The sequence below is a fragment of the Galbibacter pacificus genome, assembly GCF_029603165.1.
Classification (GTDB): Bacteria; Bacteroidota; Bacteroidia; order Flavobacteriales; family Flavobacteriaceae; genus Galbibacter; species Galbibacter pacificus.
In genome coordinates, this window is record NZ_JAQSVC010000002.1 from 223,292 (window position 1) to 241,664 (window position 18,373).

An 18,373-nucleotide genomic window follows, 5' to 3' on the forward strand; every position below is an offset into this window, starting at 1 on the left:
TAAAGTCAGGTTTGATCTATTTTATGGGAAGTACTAATTATATTTTAACAACAATAAAAATTGATCAATTAATGAAAGAATTTAGAATGAGGATAATTTGGAATGTTTTTTTACTGGTACCACTGATGACTTTGGCGCAGGAAATTGACAGTAGAGGCCAAGATAATGTATTTGCCTTTTACGAGTACAAGATTAAGGATGGTATTGGAATGAAAGGTGCATTCAATGCCGGTTATAAGAGGGATTTGGAATGGCATGAAGCCCAAGGGGATGATTGGTCATGGATAGGATGGTATGTGATAAACGGAGAAAGGCGTGGCCGGTTTATTGATGCAACACCAGACCACTCTTGGGTGGATTTTGACAATTGGAAGATAAATGGAGCGTTAAATGGTAAATTGAACAATATCCATTGGATACCTTATGTTGAAACCCCATCAGGTAACTATCGAATGGTTTTATCGGAATATAGTAATTCAAAAGGAGGCCGGTACAAATCCAACATACTTCAGGTGCATAACATTGAAGTGTCCATTCCTAAAGAAGGAACATTCAATGAATTCTTGATGTCCTTTAAACGCTACCTTGAATTCTTTTTAAGGGATATCCCATTTGTCTGGATGAAAACGGTTTCAGGAGATGGGGTGCAGAATTACCAACTTTATGTGTGCATCGATAGAATGGAACAAATGGAAAGGGTTGTCAATATTTTCACCCAAAAACATATGCCGGATAAACTATGGCGACTGTACACTGAATCAGTGACATTGAATCAATCAGAGATGTGGAAGTATATGCCCGACCTGAGCCTTTATCCGGAAGATTAATACCATATTGGGATTAAAAAACATGAAAAACATAGTATATAGTTATTCAAGAAAGCCAGATGTAAAACAAGTGATCGACCTATATAGGAATTGTGGGTTACCCCGCCCGGTTGATGATGAGGGAAGGATGGCCACCATATACCAAAACTCAAATTTAATTGTAACTTCATGGCATGATAAAAATTGATAGGTATTTCCCGATCAATCACCGATTGGTTATGGAGCTGTTATTTGGCAGTACATGAAGATCATAAGGAAAAAGGAATCAGCAAAAAACTCATTCATTTGACAAAGGATAAACTTGGTAAGCAATCCATGATGCTTTTACTGTCCGTACCACTGCTATGGAATATTATCCTAAAGTTGGCTTCGTTAAATTGTAGAACAGCTTTATCATCGATAGGGAAGAATAGTTTATGTCTGATGCGATTAAATAATTTCATGCTTGCAGGTAAATGAGAAAAATATTCGATAATTATAGCGATACTTTTCGAGGTTTATCTTGTGAAGTAAGGTGGCTGGTACTTATTCCTTTTATTAACTGGGCGGGTACCATGGTTATTCTATTTTTGTCCCGCTTCCTATCCAATCAACCATACTGGAAAATATAAAAAAGCATGGCAACTATTTTTTGAAGGTAATTGGGGAGTGGGGATTTTATTAAAATTATTGAACTGAACATTCATTTCAGGGGGAGCATTGGTTTCCGTTATGGCCTAGAGAAAGTGTTTAGCAGCATTGTGGGGCCTTGCCGTGGATCTCCAAAAGATTGGAAGGGGTTGATACAGTAGTCAAAAACACCATGTCTATGGCAAATAACATTTTAAAACAATATTATGGACCTATTTAAAAACAAGACCGAACTATTTTTAACTACGATTTTATTAAGTGTGGTTTATATGTGCTACCCACAATCAAAAGAAACCGATAGTATTGACAACAAAATGGTTTCCGCTATGGGACTAAAAGCTGACGTAAGCCCAATAATAGAGTATTTGGACACCTTAAACCTTTCGTCGGATAAAGACCTGGCATTAAAAACGGTTTTTTCGCGCGTTTTAAGCATAAAACCGAAGCCATTACGTTGCCGGATGGGACTGATGCCGAAAATTGCTTTGTTGTATGAACTGTTCCAAAACCATTGGACGGAAGGGATGCCGAACCCTAAAGACAGTTACGACAGCATCTTCAAAAATAGAGTAATTATAATTGAAGGACAGTAAAAACTTCTGACAATTTTTAACAAGATGAAGAACGAAAGAAGTATCTACAAGGCCAATCCATATAGGAATCAATATTAATACAAAATGTGAAACTGTAACTATGAAAACGACTTACTTTATTTTCTTTTTAATTATAATTATGGGATGTGGTAACAAAACAAATAAAGTTGTTGCCCCGGTTATTAATTATCCTGCACCATATCCGTCATCTACCGCTTTACGGTTTTTACCGGGGATTGTATCCAGTGACAGACTTGATTTTAACGCAGCCTTTTCCCGGGATGGGAAAACATTTTATTTCTCCCGTTCCGCTAATGGAATTTCAGATATTTATTTAACGGAATATAAGGATGGAAACTGGTCTCCTTTTTATATGGCAGGTTTTAGTAAAGGACCTTATTCTGAAGCCGATCCTGTTTTTGCACTCAATGGGTCGTTGTATTTTATATCCGATCGCCCTATCCACGATAATGACACCATCCACGATTTTAATATCTGGTACGTTTCACCTTCAGCTGACGGAAACTGGTCTGACCCAAGACTTGAAAATACAGTGAATTCAGATAGTACCGAATTTTATATTTCCTTTGGTACCAAAGGAAACCTATATTTTGCTTCCAACAGGTCTGGTGGATATGGTAACCATGATATCTACATGAGCGAATTAAAAGATGGACATTATACGACACCAATAAACCTTGGTTCTGCTATCAATGCTCCGGAAAGGGAACACGACCCTTATATAAGCTCGGATGAAAAAGCCATCATCTTTACCTCAGTCGACAGGAAAGACTCAAGAGGTAGCGCAGACCTGTATTATTCCATAAAAAGGGATGATGGAACTTGGAAGCCTGCTAAAAATTTAGGAACAAATATAAACACCTCTTCTTATGATTTTTGTCCTTATGTGACTCCCGATGGTAAATACTTTTTTTATAGCAGTGAAAGGGATGTAAAATGGGTAGGTGTGGGAGCTCTTCCCGATAAATTAGCTATCCATTTACATTAGGTCTGTTAACCATACAACAAGCTATTATACACATCTTATTAAATAATACTGAACTAACAGTCATTTAACCTTATGTCAGCATATAGCCTCAGATTTTAAATGGCAAAGTCGACACTTTTCGCATTTTCATCGCTACACTTTAAGGATATGTCTATTTCCGGAATTGTCTAAGCGTTTTACCTATAGTTTTGGGATATTAAAAAAATGTAAAGACAATGAAAGCTTCTACTGAACGAAAACTTATTCGGTGGCTCCATATCATTTTAGGTATTCCGATCATTGGATACATCTACGGACCCATATCGGAAAATCAAATTCCAACAATTATTGTAAGGTTTGTAATCTTTCCACTATTGGTACTATCCGGGCTTTATATGTGGAAGGGCTATATCATAAAGAACTGGATCAGGAAGCAAAAAAGAAGAATGCATGTCAACCCTAAAAATTAAAGAACATGAAGGTAACAAGCGCAGTATATCTTAAAAAGGCAAACGGAATTTTACGAACTATTTATTTGTCAATGAAGTCTGGGATACAAACTGTAATTACAAAACAAAATTTATTATTGGGAGTTCTTTTCCTCTCCACAGTAGGGGCAAATTCGCAAGCGACTGTCGAGGGCAAGGTACATGAGAATAACGGTATTCCCGTCTCCTTTGCCAACGTGTATTTGGAAGGAACAATGAACGGGGCATCGACCGATACCTTGGGAATATTTTCCTTTGATACTTCCGAAAGAGGAATAAAAAAGTTGGTCGTGTCCTCCATGGGATATCAAAATTATGAATCCGAAATCGATTTGGACAAATCGCCAATAAAACTTGATATTGTTTTAAAGATCGATGCCTCCCAATTAGGCGAAGTTATTTTATCTGCCGGTAGTTTTGCGGCTGGCGATAAGGCCAAAGGCACTCATATGAACCGAATCGATGTGGTTACGACTGCAGGGAGCAATGGGGATGTTGCAAACGCCATAAAAGCCCTGCCCGGAGCCCAACAGGTTGGCGAACAGGAAGGCCTATTTATCCGTGGGGGGTCCGGAGACGAAGCGAAACAGTTTATCGACGGTACCCTGTTTAAAAACCCCAATTTCTCTTCCGTACCTGGAATCATTCAGCCGGCAAGGCTCTCTCCCTTCCTCTTTAAGGGCATTACCTTTAGTTCAGGTGGATATTCCGCCCTGTACGGCGATGCGCTTAGCGGGGCCCTCATCTTGGAAAGTATGGACCTACCCGAAAAATCTTCCGCCCTCATCGGTATTTCGCCCATTGTCGGCACGGCCGGTTTTGATCATTTGGCCAAGAACAACAAGTCCAGCTATGGGGCCAGTGCACGTTATGTGAACCTTGCATGGTATTCGGATATCATCGAACAAAAACCTGATTATTTCCACGGGCCCGAATACGCAACCGCGGATGGGAATTTTAGGATAAAAACCAGCGAAACGGGACTATTGAAATTCTATGGTGTCGTCAATTACAACAACATCGGTTTTCGCAACCTTGACATTGATGATCCCAACCTAAAATCAAGCTTTCAGGTAGAGGGAAAAAATGGGTATGGCAACCTAAGCTATCGCGAATTTTTTAACGAGGATTGGAAAATAGATTTGGGGACTACATACAATTATAATAACGATATCATGACCCGAAAGTTGTTGAACCATGACAACGAACAGGTATTCCTTACTGGGGAACCCTACGCACATAAAAACACAAACTTAACCACCAAGACCAATTTTGCCAATACCAAGGCCGTTGTTACCCGATTCTTAGGCAACCATTCCTTGAAACTCGGTGCGGAGCTATTTTATGAAAACAACAAATACAGCACCAACGACACCCTGACCTCCCTAAGCGGCAATGAAACGGCGGCGTTTGCCGAGGCCGATATTTCCATCGCACCGAACATTGCTGCCCGTGCCGGGGTACGTTACGAACGTTCATCGCTGTTGGATATTTCAAACTTTGCTCCACGTGTAAGTCTGGCTTATCGGTTCAACAATGGTGGACAGGTAAACCTGGCATATGGCCTATTCTACCAAAAACCGGATTATGGGGAACTGCTTATGAGCAGGAATAATGGAATCGAATACGATGTTTCATTGGATGATTATAAGAAATTGGAATACACCAAGGCATCCCACTACATCCTTAATTACACCCGTAAGGCAAACATGCGATGGTTCCGTGCAGAGGTATTCTACAAAAAATACAACGATCTGATAAAAACCGTACCCAAACTGTTCAATAACGGGGAAGGGTATGCCAAAGGCATTGAACTATTTTACCGCGATAAAAAGACCATCAGGGGTCTGGATTACTGGATTTCGTATACCTATTTGGATACCAAACGAAACTATCTGGACTATCCGACTTCCCTACATCCGGAGTTTAGTACGCCACATACGGCCTCCGTGGTTGCAAAACGGTTTTTTGAAGGCATCAATACGAGTGTCAATGCGGCCTATTATTTCGCTACCGGAAGGCCTTATTACAACTTCGGCTACACCCACGGTACGGATGCCACCGAGATTTTGGACCAAGGCACGGCAAAATCGTACCACTCATTAAACCTGAGCATTTCCTATATGACCTCCCTATTCAAAAATTGGAAACACAAAGATTTTACAGTCATTGCCTTTGGTGTAAACAATGTTTTGGGAATCAAACAGGTTTTTGGGTATGACTACAGTGCAGATGGAACAAACAAGGTACCCACAACCTTACCCGCTCCACGATCGTTCTTTGGCGGAATCTTCATAACCTTTGGTATTGACAGGACCCAAGATTTTATTGACAATAATCTATAGATAGAAATATTTAGTAACCTTTTAAAATTCAATAATCATGAAAAAGATCATTTTAACATTCGTAGCCGTTGCATTTGCACAGTTCATCACATTTTCACAAGATTATGGTCAACAGCTTGCGGAAAGAGTAGTAAAGTTGGACAGGGCCAAATCCGTGGATGAATACCAGATATTGGCCAATGATTTCATAAGGTTGGCTAATTCGCCAAAAGCGGATTGGAAAGCTTCTTACTATGCTGCATTCTGCAATGCAAAGATCGGTTGGCTCTATCAGGAGAATCCGGATAAAATAGAACCCTTCGCCAAACTGTCCGAACAACAGATCAAAAAGGCGGAATCATTTCTGGATGCGTCCACCCAGAAAAAAGCTTTATCCGAAGTCTATGTGGTAACCTCCATGATGAACCGGGCCAAGGTATTCATAAATCCAATGGTCAACGGAAGAAAATTCGGTCCTATATCGCAAAAGTTCCAGGACATGGCAGAAAAACTTTATCCCGAAAATCCTAGGGCTACCTATTTGGATGCCTGGGTAAAGTTCTATACCCCCAAAATGTGGGGTGGCGACAAAGAGAAAGGAAAAGAGCTGGCGCAAACCGCTTTGGAACTACTGGACAAGGAGCCCGATTCCAATACCGACCCCCATTGGGGAAAATCAGAATGCGAGGCAATTTTAAAGGCGTACGATAAGCACTAATAAAAAATACAATGAAAACTATAACTTCAAATTATTTCTTAGTAGTAGCGACCGTCATGTTGCTGATCATCGTAATCTTTGGAATCTATGAGTATTACTAACTATAACATGCCCGATTAGTTTGCAGATCCATCCGCTTCATTTGAAGTAATCCGCCAACAGGCCAAGGCTTATAAAAAGTTTTGGATCCCCGTACAGTTGTTATTTTTTGTGTCGTTAATTACCAATTTGTGTTTGGTTGAAGCAAAAAATTATCTTATTATTACAGGGGTCGCCTACCCAGTAATCATCATTTCCAAAGCAGCCTATTTTCCATGGGAAGTTATTGCTTTTATGAATATCTCCGTGGATGTCTCAAAGACCGATGAATTGATTGGAAGGGTAAACTTCTGGTACCGTTCCCCGATGGTCCGGAATGTCCTGCAATTCCTTGCCCTTATTTTAACCATAATTGCAACATATAAAAAAATGATGTCATGAAAACGAAAAAATTTGTCAATGTTAAAGTAACAGTCCTCTACCTATCCATAATTTTTGCATCTGGGCTTTTTATGGTAACAATTTATAATACAATAGTTGATTCCAAAAGTTGGGGCGGAGATTTGCCTACCTCCATCCAAACTGCGAGGGATTATTATAAAATCGTCGACCCAAGAAATTTTTTTCAGATTATTGCCCCAATAAATCAATTATTGATTTCGCTTACAATCGTGTTGTTTTGGAAAGATTCAATTCGTCTTCGTTATTATTTTGTAATTTCCTTTTTATTTTATGCTATTATTTTTGCCTTAACTATTTTTTACTTTGTTCCTCGCGACCTAATTTTATTTACATCAAAACCAATCGAACAGCATATGGATCAAATAAAAAAGGTGTTGGTAGAATGGCAGAACATGAATTGGCTTCGATCGTTTCTCGGATTAACGGGAATTTTATTTTCATTCAAGGGCCTTGACTCCTATTATAAAATCAGGCAGTTTAATATCAATATTTGATAACAAAGGTTTTCAACTGAACAATTTCCTCCAATAAGTGTAAAGCAAAATCTCTCTAAACTATAAAATTTGTATATGAAGATTATAGGAGAAACGGAATGAAAAGGAATCGTGTCAAGCGTAACGGAAACTGCTATGGCCAAAAATGTATAAAAAATAGGGTAGAATAGTACTTAAACCAAAGTTCGGGCGTATTTGTGAAACCGCCAAATGTTTTGATTTGGCTTTTGTGGCTCTCCGGAAAGGTCATCGCTTACCAAATGCCCTACTTTTCTTATGGGAGACCGATATGTAAAAGGCTTCATATACAAATTAGGGAAGTGCAAGCTAGTTGTGGTTAAAGAGGGAGAGTATATTGCTGCCTTTGCGATAGGAAGGATAAAAAGAGTTAGAAGGCTTCAATCCATTCAAAAGGAATTGTTGGAAAAAAGATTATATAGATTAGCTAATGATTTCAAAAAAAAATACCAGCAAATTTATAGAGATTAAAGAGATGATGTTCAATCAATATTTTATACGAATGGAGAAACTATCTTGATGACTAAAAAAACCGAAAAGCTACTCCTAATTGGATTTGCTGGCTTTTCACATCCCCTCCGAAATCACTAATATCTGCAAAACCCCAAGTATATCGACCGTAAATTATTATGGGAAACAAATTTAATTCTGCTCCAACTATCGCTGCAAAATCAGAGTCCTTAAATAATTTTTTACCATTATTTAAAACATTTTCATTCATCATAAAGCTAAATTGTGGTCCTGCACTAATGGTTAAAAGTCCATCTGTATTAAGTCTGAGTAAAAGAGGTACACTCACATAATTTAGTTTTTTATCATTTTCAAAGGATTGATCGATTATATCCGAATAACTATCAGCAATCTCTGTGTTGGTTTGGTTAAAAAAAACTTCCATTTGTAAACCTAAAAAGTCGTTCAGGTTATAGTAAACAAATCCTCCCAATTGATATCCAAGTTCAAATTTATCGTTAAAGGACTGACCATCCAATTTAGTTAAATTGGCACCTGCTTTTGCTCCAAGATGAAATTGTGCATGACTAGAAAAACTTATAAAAAATGTGGTGCATATGACCTCCTCCCATATTTAGGTACTGGTCATAACTAGAGAATCTGGGCTATTTTCATTGATTTCAATGTACTCATTGGGTGACATGTCACCCAATGAGCTGTGTGGTCTAAACCCGTTATAGTCTTCCCTCCAAATATCGAACTTTTCTTGAGCATCTTCCCAAGAGAAGAACCAGTTTGTATTTAAACATTCATCTCTGAAAGATTCATTGAAGCTTTCTATAAATGGATTATCAGTAGGTTTTCCGGGTCTTGAGAAGTATAATTCAACATTGTTTTCATAAGCCCATTTATCCAATACTTTACTGATAAATTCACTTCTATTATCTACCTTTATACGTTTAGGATAAACTCTTGCACTAGTAACTAAATTATCCATCACCCCAACAACATCACTTCCTTTAAGGGATTTTCCTGCATATATAGCTAAACATTTACGACTATAATTATCTACTACAGTTAAGGCCCTGAAACGGCTTCCGTCGTAGAGTTGATCTGTCACAAAATCCATACTCCAGCACTCATGTAAACTAGAGGCATTACCAAGAGCAGGCTGTCTATGGGCTGCACACCGACTTCTTTTAGGTCTCTTAGATCTGAGGTTTAAACCTTCTTCGCAATACACTCTATAAACGCGTTTATGATTATCCATAAAGCCTTCCCGGCGAAGCAAGATATAGATCCTCCAAAACCCATAGCGTACCCGTGTTGCTGCTATTTCTTTCATTCTCATACGCAGCAATTCATCTCCACGTTCTTTGGGTGTACAATAAAAAACGCTTTTGTGCAGCAATATTAGGCGTACACAACGGTTGATGGAAATATTATATTCCATACGAATATTGCTGACCATCTCCCGTTTTCGAGACGGCCTCAGAACTTTTTTTTAAGTACGTCCTGAAGAATCTGCTTGTCAAGACTTAAATCAGCTACAAGCTTTTTAAGCTGCGCATTCTCCTCCTCCAAGTTTTTAAGCCTTCTCAGTTCAGAGACACCCAGACCACCGTATTTTTTCTTCCAATTGTAAAAGGTAGCCTCGCTGATTCCCATCTTGCGACAGACCTCAGAAAGACGTGTTCCAGTCTCAACCTGTTTTATCGCAAATACAATCTGCGACTCGGTATATTTTGATCGTTTCATAAGCAAATAATTTATTTAAAGTTAAACATTTATTTGCCAGAAATACTCTAGTTTTTATCAGTCCGATTTAATGGGAGGAGGTCAAAAAATAGCTATATTAAGAGAAAATAAGATTTAATAAGTTATCAACAATCATTTGATTTACAATGTTTTAGTGATGAATGGAATCAAATAAAATCTCTGTCTATTTCCCGATACAGAAATTAGCAAAAATATTTCCTAATAAATCATCGGTTGTAATTTCGCCCGTTATCTCGCCAAAATGATAGATTGCCTGACGGATGTCTATTGCCAAAAGGTCGCTGGAAATTTCATGGGCAACGCCTTCTTGGACTTTGTCTATTTCCTGTAAAGCCTTCAGTAGAGAGTCGTAATGCCGGGAATTGGTAATAATGGTCTCATTGTTCCTTAATGCTCCGGTATTTACAAAGTTTAGGAGGATGGTTTTTAGTTCTTCTACGCCCAAACCGGTCTTGGCAGCTAGGAGCAAAGCTTTTGTTTTATCGTTATGGCCGGGAATGTCGTTTATTTCACTTTCAATAAATTGTTTTAACGTATCGGGTATTTGGTCTGTTTTATTGGCAATGATCACCAATGGCTTTTGCGGGAATTTGTTCTTTATTTTTTCAAGCTCAACCCGGATGTTTTTTATTTCAGATTTGTCCTGGGCAAGTTTTAAGCTGTCTATTAAGTATACAACTACTTGCGATTGTTCTATTTTTTCAAATGTTTTTTTAATTCCAATGGTCTCGACCACATCTTTGGTGTCCCTGATCCCTGCGGTGTCTATAAAGCGAAACCCAATGCCGCCAATACTTATCTCGTCTTCAATGGTATCTCTTGTTGTCCCGGCAATATCGCTTACAATGGCACGTTCTTCGTTGAGCAGGGCATTTAACAGGGTAGATTTCCCCACGTTGGGCTCCCCGACTATCGCCACCGGGATTCCGTTTTTAATTACATTCCCCACGGCAAAAGAATCTATCAGGCGTTTTAACACAAGCTGTATTTTATCCAAGAGGGCTTTAAATTCGGTTCGGTTTGCAAATTCTACATCTTCTTCGGCAAAATCGAGTTCCAGCTCAATCAAGGAGGCAAAGTTGAGGAGTTCTTCCCGTAATTTTTTTATTTCGCCGCTAAACCCTCCCCGCATTTGCTGCATGGCTATTTGGTGGCTTGCCTCATTGTCTGAGGCAATCAAATCGGCAACTGCTTCGGCCTGGCTTAAATCCAATTTGCCGTTTAAAAAGGCGCGCAAGGTAAATTCGCCTGCATTGGCCATCCTGCATCCGTTCCTTAAAAATAACTGTAATATTTCCTGCTGTATAAAAGGCGAGCCGTGGCATGAAATCTCGATTACATTTTCGCCTGTATACGAGTTTGGCCCCTTAAAAATAGAGACCAGTACTTCGTCAAGCGTTTTTTTAGCTTCGATAATATGGCCTAAATGTATGGTATGCGATTTTTGTTCGGAAAGCTTTTTCCCGCTTACCGATTTAAAAAAAGGAGTTGTTATGTCAATGGCATCTTTTCCCGAGATCCTAATTACTGCAATGGCGCCTGCACCGGCCGGGGTAGCCAATGCTAAAATTGTGTCCTGAAGCTTCATACATTTATTTTGAACAAAAATACAAATACTTAAAGTAAGATGGATTGTAAATATATACTTATTAATATGCTTAACATTGAGAGTTAAACCTTGTTAAAAAGCCCTTTTTCGGCCAGCATTTTTGTATATTTAGGATATAAATTAAAAATCAAAAAAAGAATGAGCTATTTAGATTTAGATAACGGTAAAACCGAAAAAACAGTTTTTGAACTGAATGTTTTATTATCAGATTATCATGTGTATTACCAAAAATTAAGAAATTTTCACTGGAATATTTTTGGAAAAAACTTTTTCGATCTGCACGAAAAATTTGAAGAACTATACAACGATGCCAAACTTAAGGTAGATGAAATTGCAGAGCGCATCTTGACATTAAGGCACCAACCGGTTAGTAACTTATCGAAATACCTTGAGATTTCAAATTTAAAAGAATCCAGTAGTGATAAGACCGATATTGAAATGATCGAAATTTTATTGAAAGATCATGGAACCATCCTTAAACAAATGCGCAAAGTGGTTAAAACTGCCGAAGCAGGAGACGACGAAGGTACCATAGATTTAATAGGTGCATACATAAGGGAACTTGAAAAAACTTCTTGGATGTTGGATGCATGGAGGATGAAAACAAGCGAGGGAGTTAAAAAATCTTCTTAGTCATAAATAATATACCGATCCCGTTTTAGGCGGATTGAAATACATACAAAAAGACTCATAAATTGAAAAATTAATCAAGTTATGGGTCTTTTTTCTTTTATAGTATGGTGGGGAGAATACATTATTTTTTGTAACAAAACTACAATTGGTTCGTCTTATTTGTATAAACCATCAATCAAGAAATCAGTTATGCAAAGATCAGACAACCAATTATTAGTCTTTACACATTTAAGTCAGTTATTAGATTATGTTACCGGGTTCGGCGGACTTATCGTTCCGTTGATTTTATGGCTCGTTAATAAGGAAAACGTAATAGACATGGACCATCATGGAAAATCTATTATTAACTTTCAATTAAGTATCCTTATCTATTCGGTTTTAAGCATTCCGCTTATATTGTTTTTTGGCTTCGGGATATTGGCATTGATAGTTATCGGTATTATGGCTTTTGTTTTTCCAATAGTGAATGCCATCCGTGTTTCCAATGGGCAAGAAGCAAATTACCCACTTAGTCTGTCTATTTTAAAATAGCAAAGAAAGAAGGAAAGGACATAAAATATAAAAACCCCGTTCTAAATTAACACACAATTTAGACGGGGTTTATAAATATATAATTAGTTAGTTGCTTTTCTAGGCTTAATTGTTAAGCATTACCGGCATTACGAGCATGGTAACATGTTCGCCTTCGTCCAGCCCATCAACGGGGGTTAAAATTCCGGCTCTGTTAGGCAGGCTCATTTCAAGCGAAACATTGTCTGAAGCTAAGTTGTTCAACATTTCGTTCAGGAACCTGGAATTAAAACCAATTTCCATATCGTCACCTTGATAATCGCAAGTTAAACGTTCTTCTGCCTTATTGCTGTAATCTATATCTTCTGCCGAAATATTCAATTCGGCCCCGGCAATTTTTAGCCGTATTTGGTGCGTGGTCTTGTTTGAGAAAATGGAAACCCTCCTTACCGAACCAAAAAATTGAGAACGGTCTATGGTTAACTTGTTTGGGTTTTCCTTCGGGATTACCGCTTCGTAATTAGGGTATTTTCCATCAATTAGCCTACAAACCAATTCTATGTTATCAAAAGTAAACTTGGCGTTACTTTCGTTATAATCAATTGTAACATCGCTTTCACTTCCTGCCAGGATTCCTTTTAAAAGATTTAACGGCTTTTTTGGCATGATAAATTCAGCAACTTGTGATGCTGTAACGTCATTACGTTGGTATTTTACCAATTTATGGGCATCGGTTGCTACAAATGTTAGGTTTTCCGGAGAAAATTGAAAGAAAATCCCGCTCATTACCGGACGGAGGTCGTCGTTACCCGATGCAAAAATAGTCTTGCTGATGGCCGTAGCCAAAATATCCCCAAGAATGGTGGTCGAGCTGGCATCTGCCAATTCTACCGAATTGGGAAACTCGGCCCCGTCTGCATATGCCAGGGCATATTTACCGTGGTTGGAGCTTATTTCAATAGTATTGTTGTTTTCTATTACAAATGTAAGCGGCTGCTCGGGAAATGTTTTTAAGGTGTCCAGCAACAATTTTGCAGGAACCGCAACGTTCCCTTCAGATTCTGAGTCTACTTCCAGGACTGCGCTCATAGTAGTTTCCAGATCGGATGCCGAAACGGTAAGTTTATTGTTGTTTAATTCAAATAAAAAATTATCAAGAATAGGCAGTGTGTTGCTATTGTTAATAACGCCGCCCAATACTTGAAGTTGTTTTAATAAATATGAACTTGATACTATAAATTTCATTGAATTCTCAATTTTCTAACACTTACAAAGATATCTTAATTGATTTTTTTACAGAAAATAACTTATCAACATTTAAACCGTGTATTTTTTCCTTTTAAAATAATAGAAAACAACACCAAACAAAAGGATTAAAACTATGGGAACACCAATGTTTATAGCCTTCCAGAAGGTTTTTTGTTCGTGGGTTTTTTGTTTGTTCAAAAAAGCGAGGGCAATCTCCTTGGACCGAATGTTTATAAGTCCGTTGTCGTCCAAAAGGTAGTTTATGCTATTTAGCAGGAATTCTTTATTTCCGTAAACTTGTTTGGTCCATTTATCCACACCGTTAATTAATGGCTTTTTGTTTACATAATTGTAGTTTGCAATATCGCCATCCGAGATTACGATTATTTTATTTTCTTTGGCATCAGCATCTCTGTTCTGGGCAAGTTTAAAAGGTTTGACCCTGTTTTTAAATGCCGAAACAAATTTTCCTTCGAGAAGAACGCCTAAGGCTTTGTTTCCGTCGTTAAAAGTTTCTATGTGCTGTTGCGTGTCAAATTCATCCAGGCTGTACATTGTAGGAACCCCGACCACTTTAGATTGCGGAGAACTTTTTAAAAGTATTGTCTTTTTAATATCATTGGGCAAAGTATCTATCGGGCTGGCAAATTCCAACTTTACTACATTTAGGCTTTTGTTTATGGGGTGATTGTTTGGCGGTGCCACCATTGGCGAGTAAAACCAGTTTATGGGAATATCCCCATTTTCGTTGGTAACCGTTACCGGTGTTGAAATAAGGTCTTGGACCAGCGATTTGTTAATACGTACACCATAGCGAAAGAGCATAGCGTCCAACCCAAGGTTACGGGGAATGGCAAACGATGTAAATTTTTCATTTTGAAGGCTGTCCAGATCGGCTACAACGGCATCGAGCAACCACAGGGTCTTCCCGCCATTCATGACATATTGGTCTAAAATATATTTCTCGTTATCGGTAAACGCTTCGGTAGGCTTGGCAATAATGGCAGCATCAAAACGATTAAGGTTTTCCAGTACTTTCTGGGGCTGGTTTTTAAGCGAGTCTAGGTTAAATTGACCCAATTGGTAATAATTACGGAGACTTATTAAATAGTCTACCAAATATTTGTCGGGCATTTCGTTATTGCCCTTTAATATTGCTATTTTCTTTTTTTGCTGAATGGTTAATTGCTTAAAGGCATCGGCAAATGTATATTCCAGTTGTTGCACCGAATTGTTGATGCGCTGTTCGCTATTGGTACCCAATTTATTTTGAAGGAGCGATACCTTTACGGTTTTTTTGCCCATGTTTACCAAAGCCCAGGGAAATATAAGTTCGCGGGACATGCTGTTTCCTTCTTCAATGGTTACCGTGACCGGGGTAAGGCCCAATTCTTGCAACGATTGGATTGTTTGTTCTTTGGGGGCACCGGTATCCATTGGATTTACAAAATTTATCCGGATATGGTTGTTAACTGCCGTAAATTCTTCCAGCAGCTGTTTTGTTTCTGTTTGTAGACGCTTAAATTCCGGTGGCATATCGCCATTAAGCAAAACATCTATAATTATTGCTTCATCAACACTTTCTACGGTTTGCTTTGATGCTTCAGATAAGGTGTAGCGTTTATTTTTTGTTAGGTCCCACCGCAAAACCATAAATGATGCCAGGAAATTAATTCCGAGGAGAACTAGAATTATTAAGATAATTTTTCCGCTGTTTTTTTTAGTTGAAATCAAAATAATTACTTCAATTTAAAAATGGTTACTACTAAAAAGAAGAACGAAATGCTCACGAAGTAAATTACGTCCCGAAAGTCTATTACACCCCTTCCAATGCTATCAAAATGATATTTTAAACTGAATTTCTCCATAAACGAAAGATTGCCCAGCCCCGAAAATCCAGAAAAACCATAAAAAAACAAAAAACAAACCAGTACGGCCGCAATAAAAGCCACTATTTGGTTGTCGGTAAGAGAAGACATAAAAATGCCAATGGCGGTGTAGCTCGCAATTAAAAATAAAAGTCCAAAGTAAGAACCTGCTATGCTTCCCATGTCTATATTGCCCACGGGATCGGCCAGGTTCCAGATGGTAAGCACATAAAGTAATGTTGGCACCAAGGCAATAACAACGAGCAGGTATGTGCCAATAAATTTCCCCATAACAATTTGTGTTTTGCTTATGGGGCGTGTGAGCAACAATTCCAACGTTCCCGCTTTTTTTTCTTCAGAAAAACTTTTCATGGTAACTGCCGGAATTAAAAACAAAAGAATCCATGGCGCTAGTTGAAAAAACGGATTCATATCTGCAAAACCACTTTCAATTATATTAAAATCGCCTTTAAAAACCCACAGAAACAAACCGTTAAGCACCAAAAACAGGCCTATAACCAAATAGGCTATGGGCGATGAAAAAAAACTGCTGATTTCCCTCTTAATTATTGCTGTCATTTATTTCGTTGCTCATTGTTTATTGTTTGTTGTTCAGCGTTATTCTTTTACATTTAACCATTAACCATTAACCATTAACCATTAACCATTAACCATTAACCATTAACCATTAACTTTACGTAAAATTAACGGTTACCGTATCCCTATATTTTAGGCCCAATAAAGTTGAAGCACCTCCCACCGTATCTAAATTGCTTCTATAGATGGCAAGCTCTATTAAATTTGCCGAGTTAAAAATAGCTAATTTTTCGCCATCTTTGTTATTGGGGTTTTCCTTGTCGAAATTTACGGCTTCACTATATTTCCTGTATATTTCGGTGAATTTATGGTTGCGTGCCCATAATTCAAAATTCCTACCTCTTTTATACCTTTCAAACAATTGCATGGGAATGTTGGTAATTACATTTCCGTAATTGTCTACATATATCACGCTGCCCGTAATTTGGGTTTCTTCGTTATTGATAATGGGGGAGAGGTCTTTTAGCATTTTCAGCTTTGTAATGGATTTCCCTATAACTTCCAAGGTGCCGCCACGAGAAATATGGCCTGCAACCTTTACAAAGACGTCCAGCACGGGAAAAACACTTTCAATGCGGTCGTGAATATTTATTTCCACCATTTTTTCGGGGTTTATCTCACTGGCAAGGAAAGATAAAATTCCGTTATCGGCGCCAATAAAATAATGCCCGTCAATAAGCACGGCCATATGCTTGTTAATGGGCGTTAGCTCGGAGTCGACCCCAATAATATGAATACTTCCCTTAGGGAAGGTTTTATAGGCGTTTTTTAAAATATAAGCCGCCTCCATAATGTTAAATGGGCTAACCAGATGAGAGATATCAACAATCGTGGCATTATCTATTTCGCTAAGGATAAAACCTTTAATGGCACCTACAAAGTGATCCCGCTCACCAAAATCTGTAGTTAATGTAATTATAGCCATTTATTAAAATGTTGATATTTTTTTAATTTAAGAAAGTGTTTTTTTGCTTAAGTTTGTTAGAAATGGTAACAAATTAAGGTTTGTGTATTTGTTTAGCACAAACCTACTAAAAAGTAATAGATTTTTCCATTTTAATACGTACTTTTTATACGTGTATATCAAGATAAATCACTCACTTAAAAATTAGCTTTTGAACGAACTTATAATAGAACTCACCGAAATCAATCCGAAGGAATTTTTTGGAACCCAGAACATCAACATAGAGCTTTTAAAGAAGTATTATCCAAAGCTTAAAATTGTAGCCCGGGGCAATAAGATAAAGGCATATGGCGAGGAAGAACTGCTCGAAGAGTTTGATAAACGGCTGGATATGCTTGTTACGCACTTCGGGAAATACAATAAGCTGGATGAAAATACAATAGAGCGTATTCTTACAAGTGATGGCGGACAGGACGAAATAGACGCCAAAATAAACGGAGAAGTACTGGTACATGGCGCAAATGGACGTTTAATCAAGGCGCAGACGGCCAATCAGCAGCGTTTGGTAGAACTTATGAAAAAAAACGATATGGTTTTTGCCATTGGCCCGGCGGGTACCGGAAAAACATATACCGGGGTTGCTCTGGCGGTAAAAGCCTTAAAGGAAAAACAGGTAAGGCGCATTATTTTAACCCGCCCAGCAGTTGAAGCAGGGGAGAACCTTGGTTTTTTGCCCGGGGATTTAAAAGAAAAGCTCGACCCATACATGCAACCTTTATACGATGCCCTGCGCGATATGATACCGCCCGAAAAACTACAGAATTATATAGAAACGGGCATTATACAAATTGCGCCAATGGCTTTTATGCGCGGCCGAACGCTCGACAATGCTTTTGTTATTTTGGACGAGGCACAGAATACCACACATGCCCAAATGAAGATGTTTTTAACCCGTATGGGAAAAAATGCCAAATTTATGATTACCGGAGACCCCGGGCAAATCGATCTGCCGCGTAGGATTACCTCTGGATTAAAAGAAGCCATTTTGGTGCTAAAGGATATTAAAGGTATTGGCATTTTATATTTGGACGATAAGGATGTAATCCGTCACCGACTGGTAAAAGAGATTATCGCTTCTTATAAAAGTATAGAACACAATAACTCCTAAGAGATAAATTAACGTAAGTTTCAATG

19 protein-coding genes are annotated in these 18,373 nt (G+C 38.2%); 12 read left to right on the forward strand and 7 right to left on the reverse strand.

The features are described 5' to 3' along the window. The first annotated feature begins 71 nt into the window (after positions 1-71). The 9 genes from PSF86_RS05490 (at position 72) to PSF86_RS05530 (ending at position 7,563) form a co-directional block, all read left to right on the forward strand. Positions 72-827 carry a hypothetical protein gene (locus tag PSF86_RS05490; protein WP_277899054.1) on the forward strand — a complete coding sequence of 252 codons (756 nt, stop codon included), beginning with the start codon at positions 72-74 and terminating at the stop codon, positions 825-827. 22 nt (positions 828-849) lie between these two features. Then, positions 850-1,014: a hypothetical protein gene (locus PSF86_RS05495; protein ID WP_277899055.1), complete on the forward strand. Its 165-nt coding sequence runs from the start codon at positions 850-852 to the stop codon at positions 1,012-1,014. A 649-nt stretch (positions 1,015-1,663) separates the two neighbouring features. Then, entirely contained in the window at positions 1,664-2,050 is a 387-nt protein-coding gene (locus tag PSF86_RS05500) for a hypothetical protein (protein ID WP_277899056.1), read from the forward strand. A gap of 100 nt (positions 2,051-2,150) precedes the next feature. After that, positions 2,151-3,059: a TolB-like translocation protein gene (locus PSF86_RS05505; protein ID WP_277899057.1), complete on the forward strand. Its 909-nt coding sequence runs from the start codon at positions 2,151-2,153 to the stop codon at positions 3,057-3,059. A 215-nt stretch (positions 3,060-3,274) separates the two neighbouring features. Then, a complete protein-coding gene (locus PSF86_RS05510) occupies positions 3,275-3,508 on the forward strand; it encodes a hypothetical protein (protein ID WP_277899058.1) in 234 nt (77 codons plus the stop codon). Between the two features lie 5 nt (positions 3,509-3,513). Next, positions 3,514-5,871 carry a TonB-dependent receptor gene (locus tag PSF86_RS05515; protein ID WP_277899059.1) on the forward strand — a complete coding sequence of 786 codons (2,358 nt, stop codon included), beginning with the start codon at positions 3,514-3,516 and terminating at the stop codon, positions 5,869-5,871. A 37-nt stretch (positions 5,872-5,908) separates the two neighbouring features. Continuing rightward, positions 5,909-6,568: a hypothetical protein gene (locus PSF86_RS05520; protein ID WP_277899060.1), complete on the forward strand. Its 660-nt coding sequence runs from the start codon at positions 5,909-5,911 to the stop codon at positions 6,566-6,568. Positions 6,569-6,802: 234 nt separating this feature from the next. Beyond that, complete coding sequence (locus PSF86_RS05525) at positions 6,803-7,048, forward strand: hypothetical protein (RefSeq protein WP_277899061.1); 246 nt, start codon at positions 6,803-6,805, stop codon at positions 7,046-7,048. Continuing rightward, a complete protein-coding gene (locus PSF86_RS05530; protein WP_277899062.1) occupies positions 7,045-7,563 on the forward strand; it encodes a DUF1772 domain-containing protein in 519 nt (172 codons plus the stop codon). The genes PSF86_RS05525 and PSF86_RS05530 overlap by 4 nt, the downstream gene beginning before the upstream one ends. 541 nt (positions 7,564-8,104) lie before the next feature. On the opposite strand, the gene PSF86_RS05535 is transcribed toward PSF86_RS05530, so the two are convergent. The 3 genes from PSF86_RS05535 to mnmE form a co-directional block, all read right to left on the reverse strand. Then, entirely contained in the window at positions 8,105-8,665 is a 561-nt protein-coding gene (locus tag PSF86_RS05535; protein ID WP_338424024.1) for a porin family protein, read from the reverse strand. Continuing rightward, positions 8,666-9,789 (reverse strand): IS3 family transposase gene (locus PSF86_RS05540; protein WP_407933309.1). Its coding sequence is split into 2 segments (ribosomal slippage): positions 8,666-9,537 and positions 9,537-9,789, totalling 1,125 coding nucleotides; the frame shifts between segments, so codons are not numbered across the junction. 184 nt (positions 9,790-9,973) lie between these two features. Continuing rightward, on the reverse strand, positions 9,974-11,398 hold the full coding sequence (mnmE, locus tag PSF86_RS05545) for a tRNA uridine-5-carboxymethylaminomethyl(34) synthesis GTPase MnmE (protein WP_277899064.1): 1,425 nt from the start codon (positions 11,396-11,398) through the stop codon (positions 9,974-9,976). Positions 11,399-11,557: 159 nt separating this feature from the next. Here mnmE and PSF86_RS05550 point away from each other — a divergent pair, with 159 nt between their 5' ends. Together PSF86_RS05550 and PSF86_RS05555 are read left to right on the forward strand one after the other, a co-directional pair. Further along, on the forward strand, positions 11,558-12,052 hold the full coding sequence (locus PSF86_RS05550) for a Dps family protein (RefSeq protein WP_277899065.1): 495 nt from the start codon (positions 11,558-11,560) through the stop codon (positions 12,050-12,052). A 189-nt stretch (positions 12,053-12,241) separates the two neighbouring features. Continuing rightward, on the forward strand, positions 12,242-12,583 hold the full coding sequence (locus tag PSF86_RS05555) for a DUF4870 domain-containing protein (RefSeq protein ID WP_277899066.1): 342 nt from the start codon (positions 12,242-12,244) through the stop codon (positions 12,581-12,583). A 105-nt stretch (positions 12,584-12,688) separates the two neighbouring features. On the opposite strand, the gene dnaN is transcribed toward PSF86_RS05555, so the two are convergent. From dnaN to PSF86_RS05575, 4 genes are all read right to left on the reverse strand, one after another. Next, positions 12,689-13,807, reverse strand: coding sequence for a DNA polymerase III subunit beta (dnaN, locus tag PSF86_RS05560; protein WP_277899067.1), 1,119 nt, complete (start codon positions 13,805-13,807; stop codon positions 12,689-12,691). Between the two features lie 72 nt (positions 13,808-13,879). After that, positions 13,880-15,544 carry a gliding motility-associated ABC transporter substrate-binding protein GldG gene (gldG, locus tag PSF86_RS05565; protein ID WP_277899068.1) on the reverse strand — a complete coding sequence of 555 codons (1,665 nt, stop codon included), beginning with the start codon at positions 15,542-15,544 and terminating at the stop codon, positions 13,880-13,882. A 5-nt stretch (positions 15,545-15,549) separates the two neighbouring features. Beyond that, positions 15,550-16,257 carry a gliding motility-associated ABC transporter permease subunit GldF gene (gene gldF, locus PSF86_RS05570; protein WP_277899069.1) on the reverse strand — a complete coding sequence of 236 codons (708 nt, stop codon included), beginning with the start codon at positions 16,255-16,257 and terminating at the stop codon, positions 15,550-15,552. A 115-nt stretch (positions 16,258-16,372) separates the two neighbouring features. After that, complete coding sequence (locus tag PSF86_RS05575; RefSeq protein ID WP_277899070.1) at positions 16,373-17,200, reverse strand: SAM hydrolase/SAM-dependent halogenase family protein; 828 nt, start codon at positions 17,198-17,200, stop codon at positions 16,373-16,375. Positions 17,201-17,390: 190 nt separating this feature from the next. On the opposite strand from PSF86_RS05575, the gene PSF86_RS05580 reads away from it, so the two are divergent. After that, entirely contained in the window at positions 17,391-18,347 is a 957-nt protein-coding gene (locus tag PSF86_RS05580) for a PhoH family protein (RefSeq protein WP_277899071.1), read from the forward strand. Positions 18,348-18,373: the final 26 nt, after the last annotated feature.

Coding starts and splice junctions, on each gene's coding strand:
- mnmE (WP_277899064.1), bottom strand. CDS start 11,398: ATGAAGCTTCAGGACACAATTTTAGCATTGGCTACCCCGGCCGGTGCA.
- PSF86_RS05505 (WP_277899057.1), top strand. CDS start 2,151: ATGAAAACGACTTACTTTATTTTCTTTTTAATTATAATTATGGGATGT.
- PSF86_RS05490 (WP_277899054.1), top strand. CDS start 72: ATGAAAGAATTTAGAATGAGGATAATTTGGAATGTTTTTTTACTGGTA.
- PSF86_RS05500 (WP_277899056.1), top strand. CDS start 1,664: ATGGACCTATTTAAAAACAAGACCGAACTATTTTTAACTACGATTTTA.
- PSF86_RS05515 (WP_277899059.1), top strand. CDS start 3,514: ATGAAGGTAACAAGCGCAGTATATCTTAAAAAGGCAAACGGAATTTTA.
- PSF86_RS05495 (WP_277899055.1), top strand. CDS start 850: ATGAAAAACATAGTATATAGTTATTCAAGAAAGCCAGATGTAAAACAA.
- dnaN (WP_277899067.1), bottom strand. CDS start 13,807: ATGAAATTTATAGTATCAAGTTCATATTTATTAAAACAACTTCAAGTA.
- PSF86_RS05510 (WP_277899058.1), top strand. CDS start 3,275: ATGAAAGCTTCTACTGAACGAAAACTTATTCGGTGGCTCCATATCATT.
- gldF (WP_277899069.1), bottom strand. CDS start 16,257: ATGACAGCAATAATTAAGAGGGAAATCAGCAGTTTTTTTTCATCGCCC.
- PSF86_RS05550 (WP_277899065.1), top strand. CDS start 11,558: ATGAGCTATTTAGATTTAGATAACGGTAAAACCGAAAAAACAGTTTTT.
- PSF86_RS05575 (WP_277899070.1), bottom strand. CDS start 17,200: ATGGCTATAATTACATTAACTACAGATTTTGGTGAGCGGGATCACTTT.
- PSF86_RS05530 (WP_277899062.1), top strand. CDS start 7,045: ATGAAAACGAAAAAATTTGTCAATGTTAAAGTAACAGTCCTCTACCTA.
- PSF86_RS05555 (WP_277899066.1), top strand. CDS start 12,242: ATGCAAAGATCAGACAACCAATTATTAGTCTTTACACATTTAAGTCAG.
- PSF86_RS05520 (WP_277899060.1), top strand. CDS start 5,909: ATGAAAAAGATCATTTTAACATTCGTAGCCGTTGCATTTGCACAGTTC.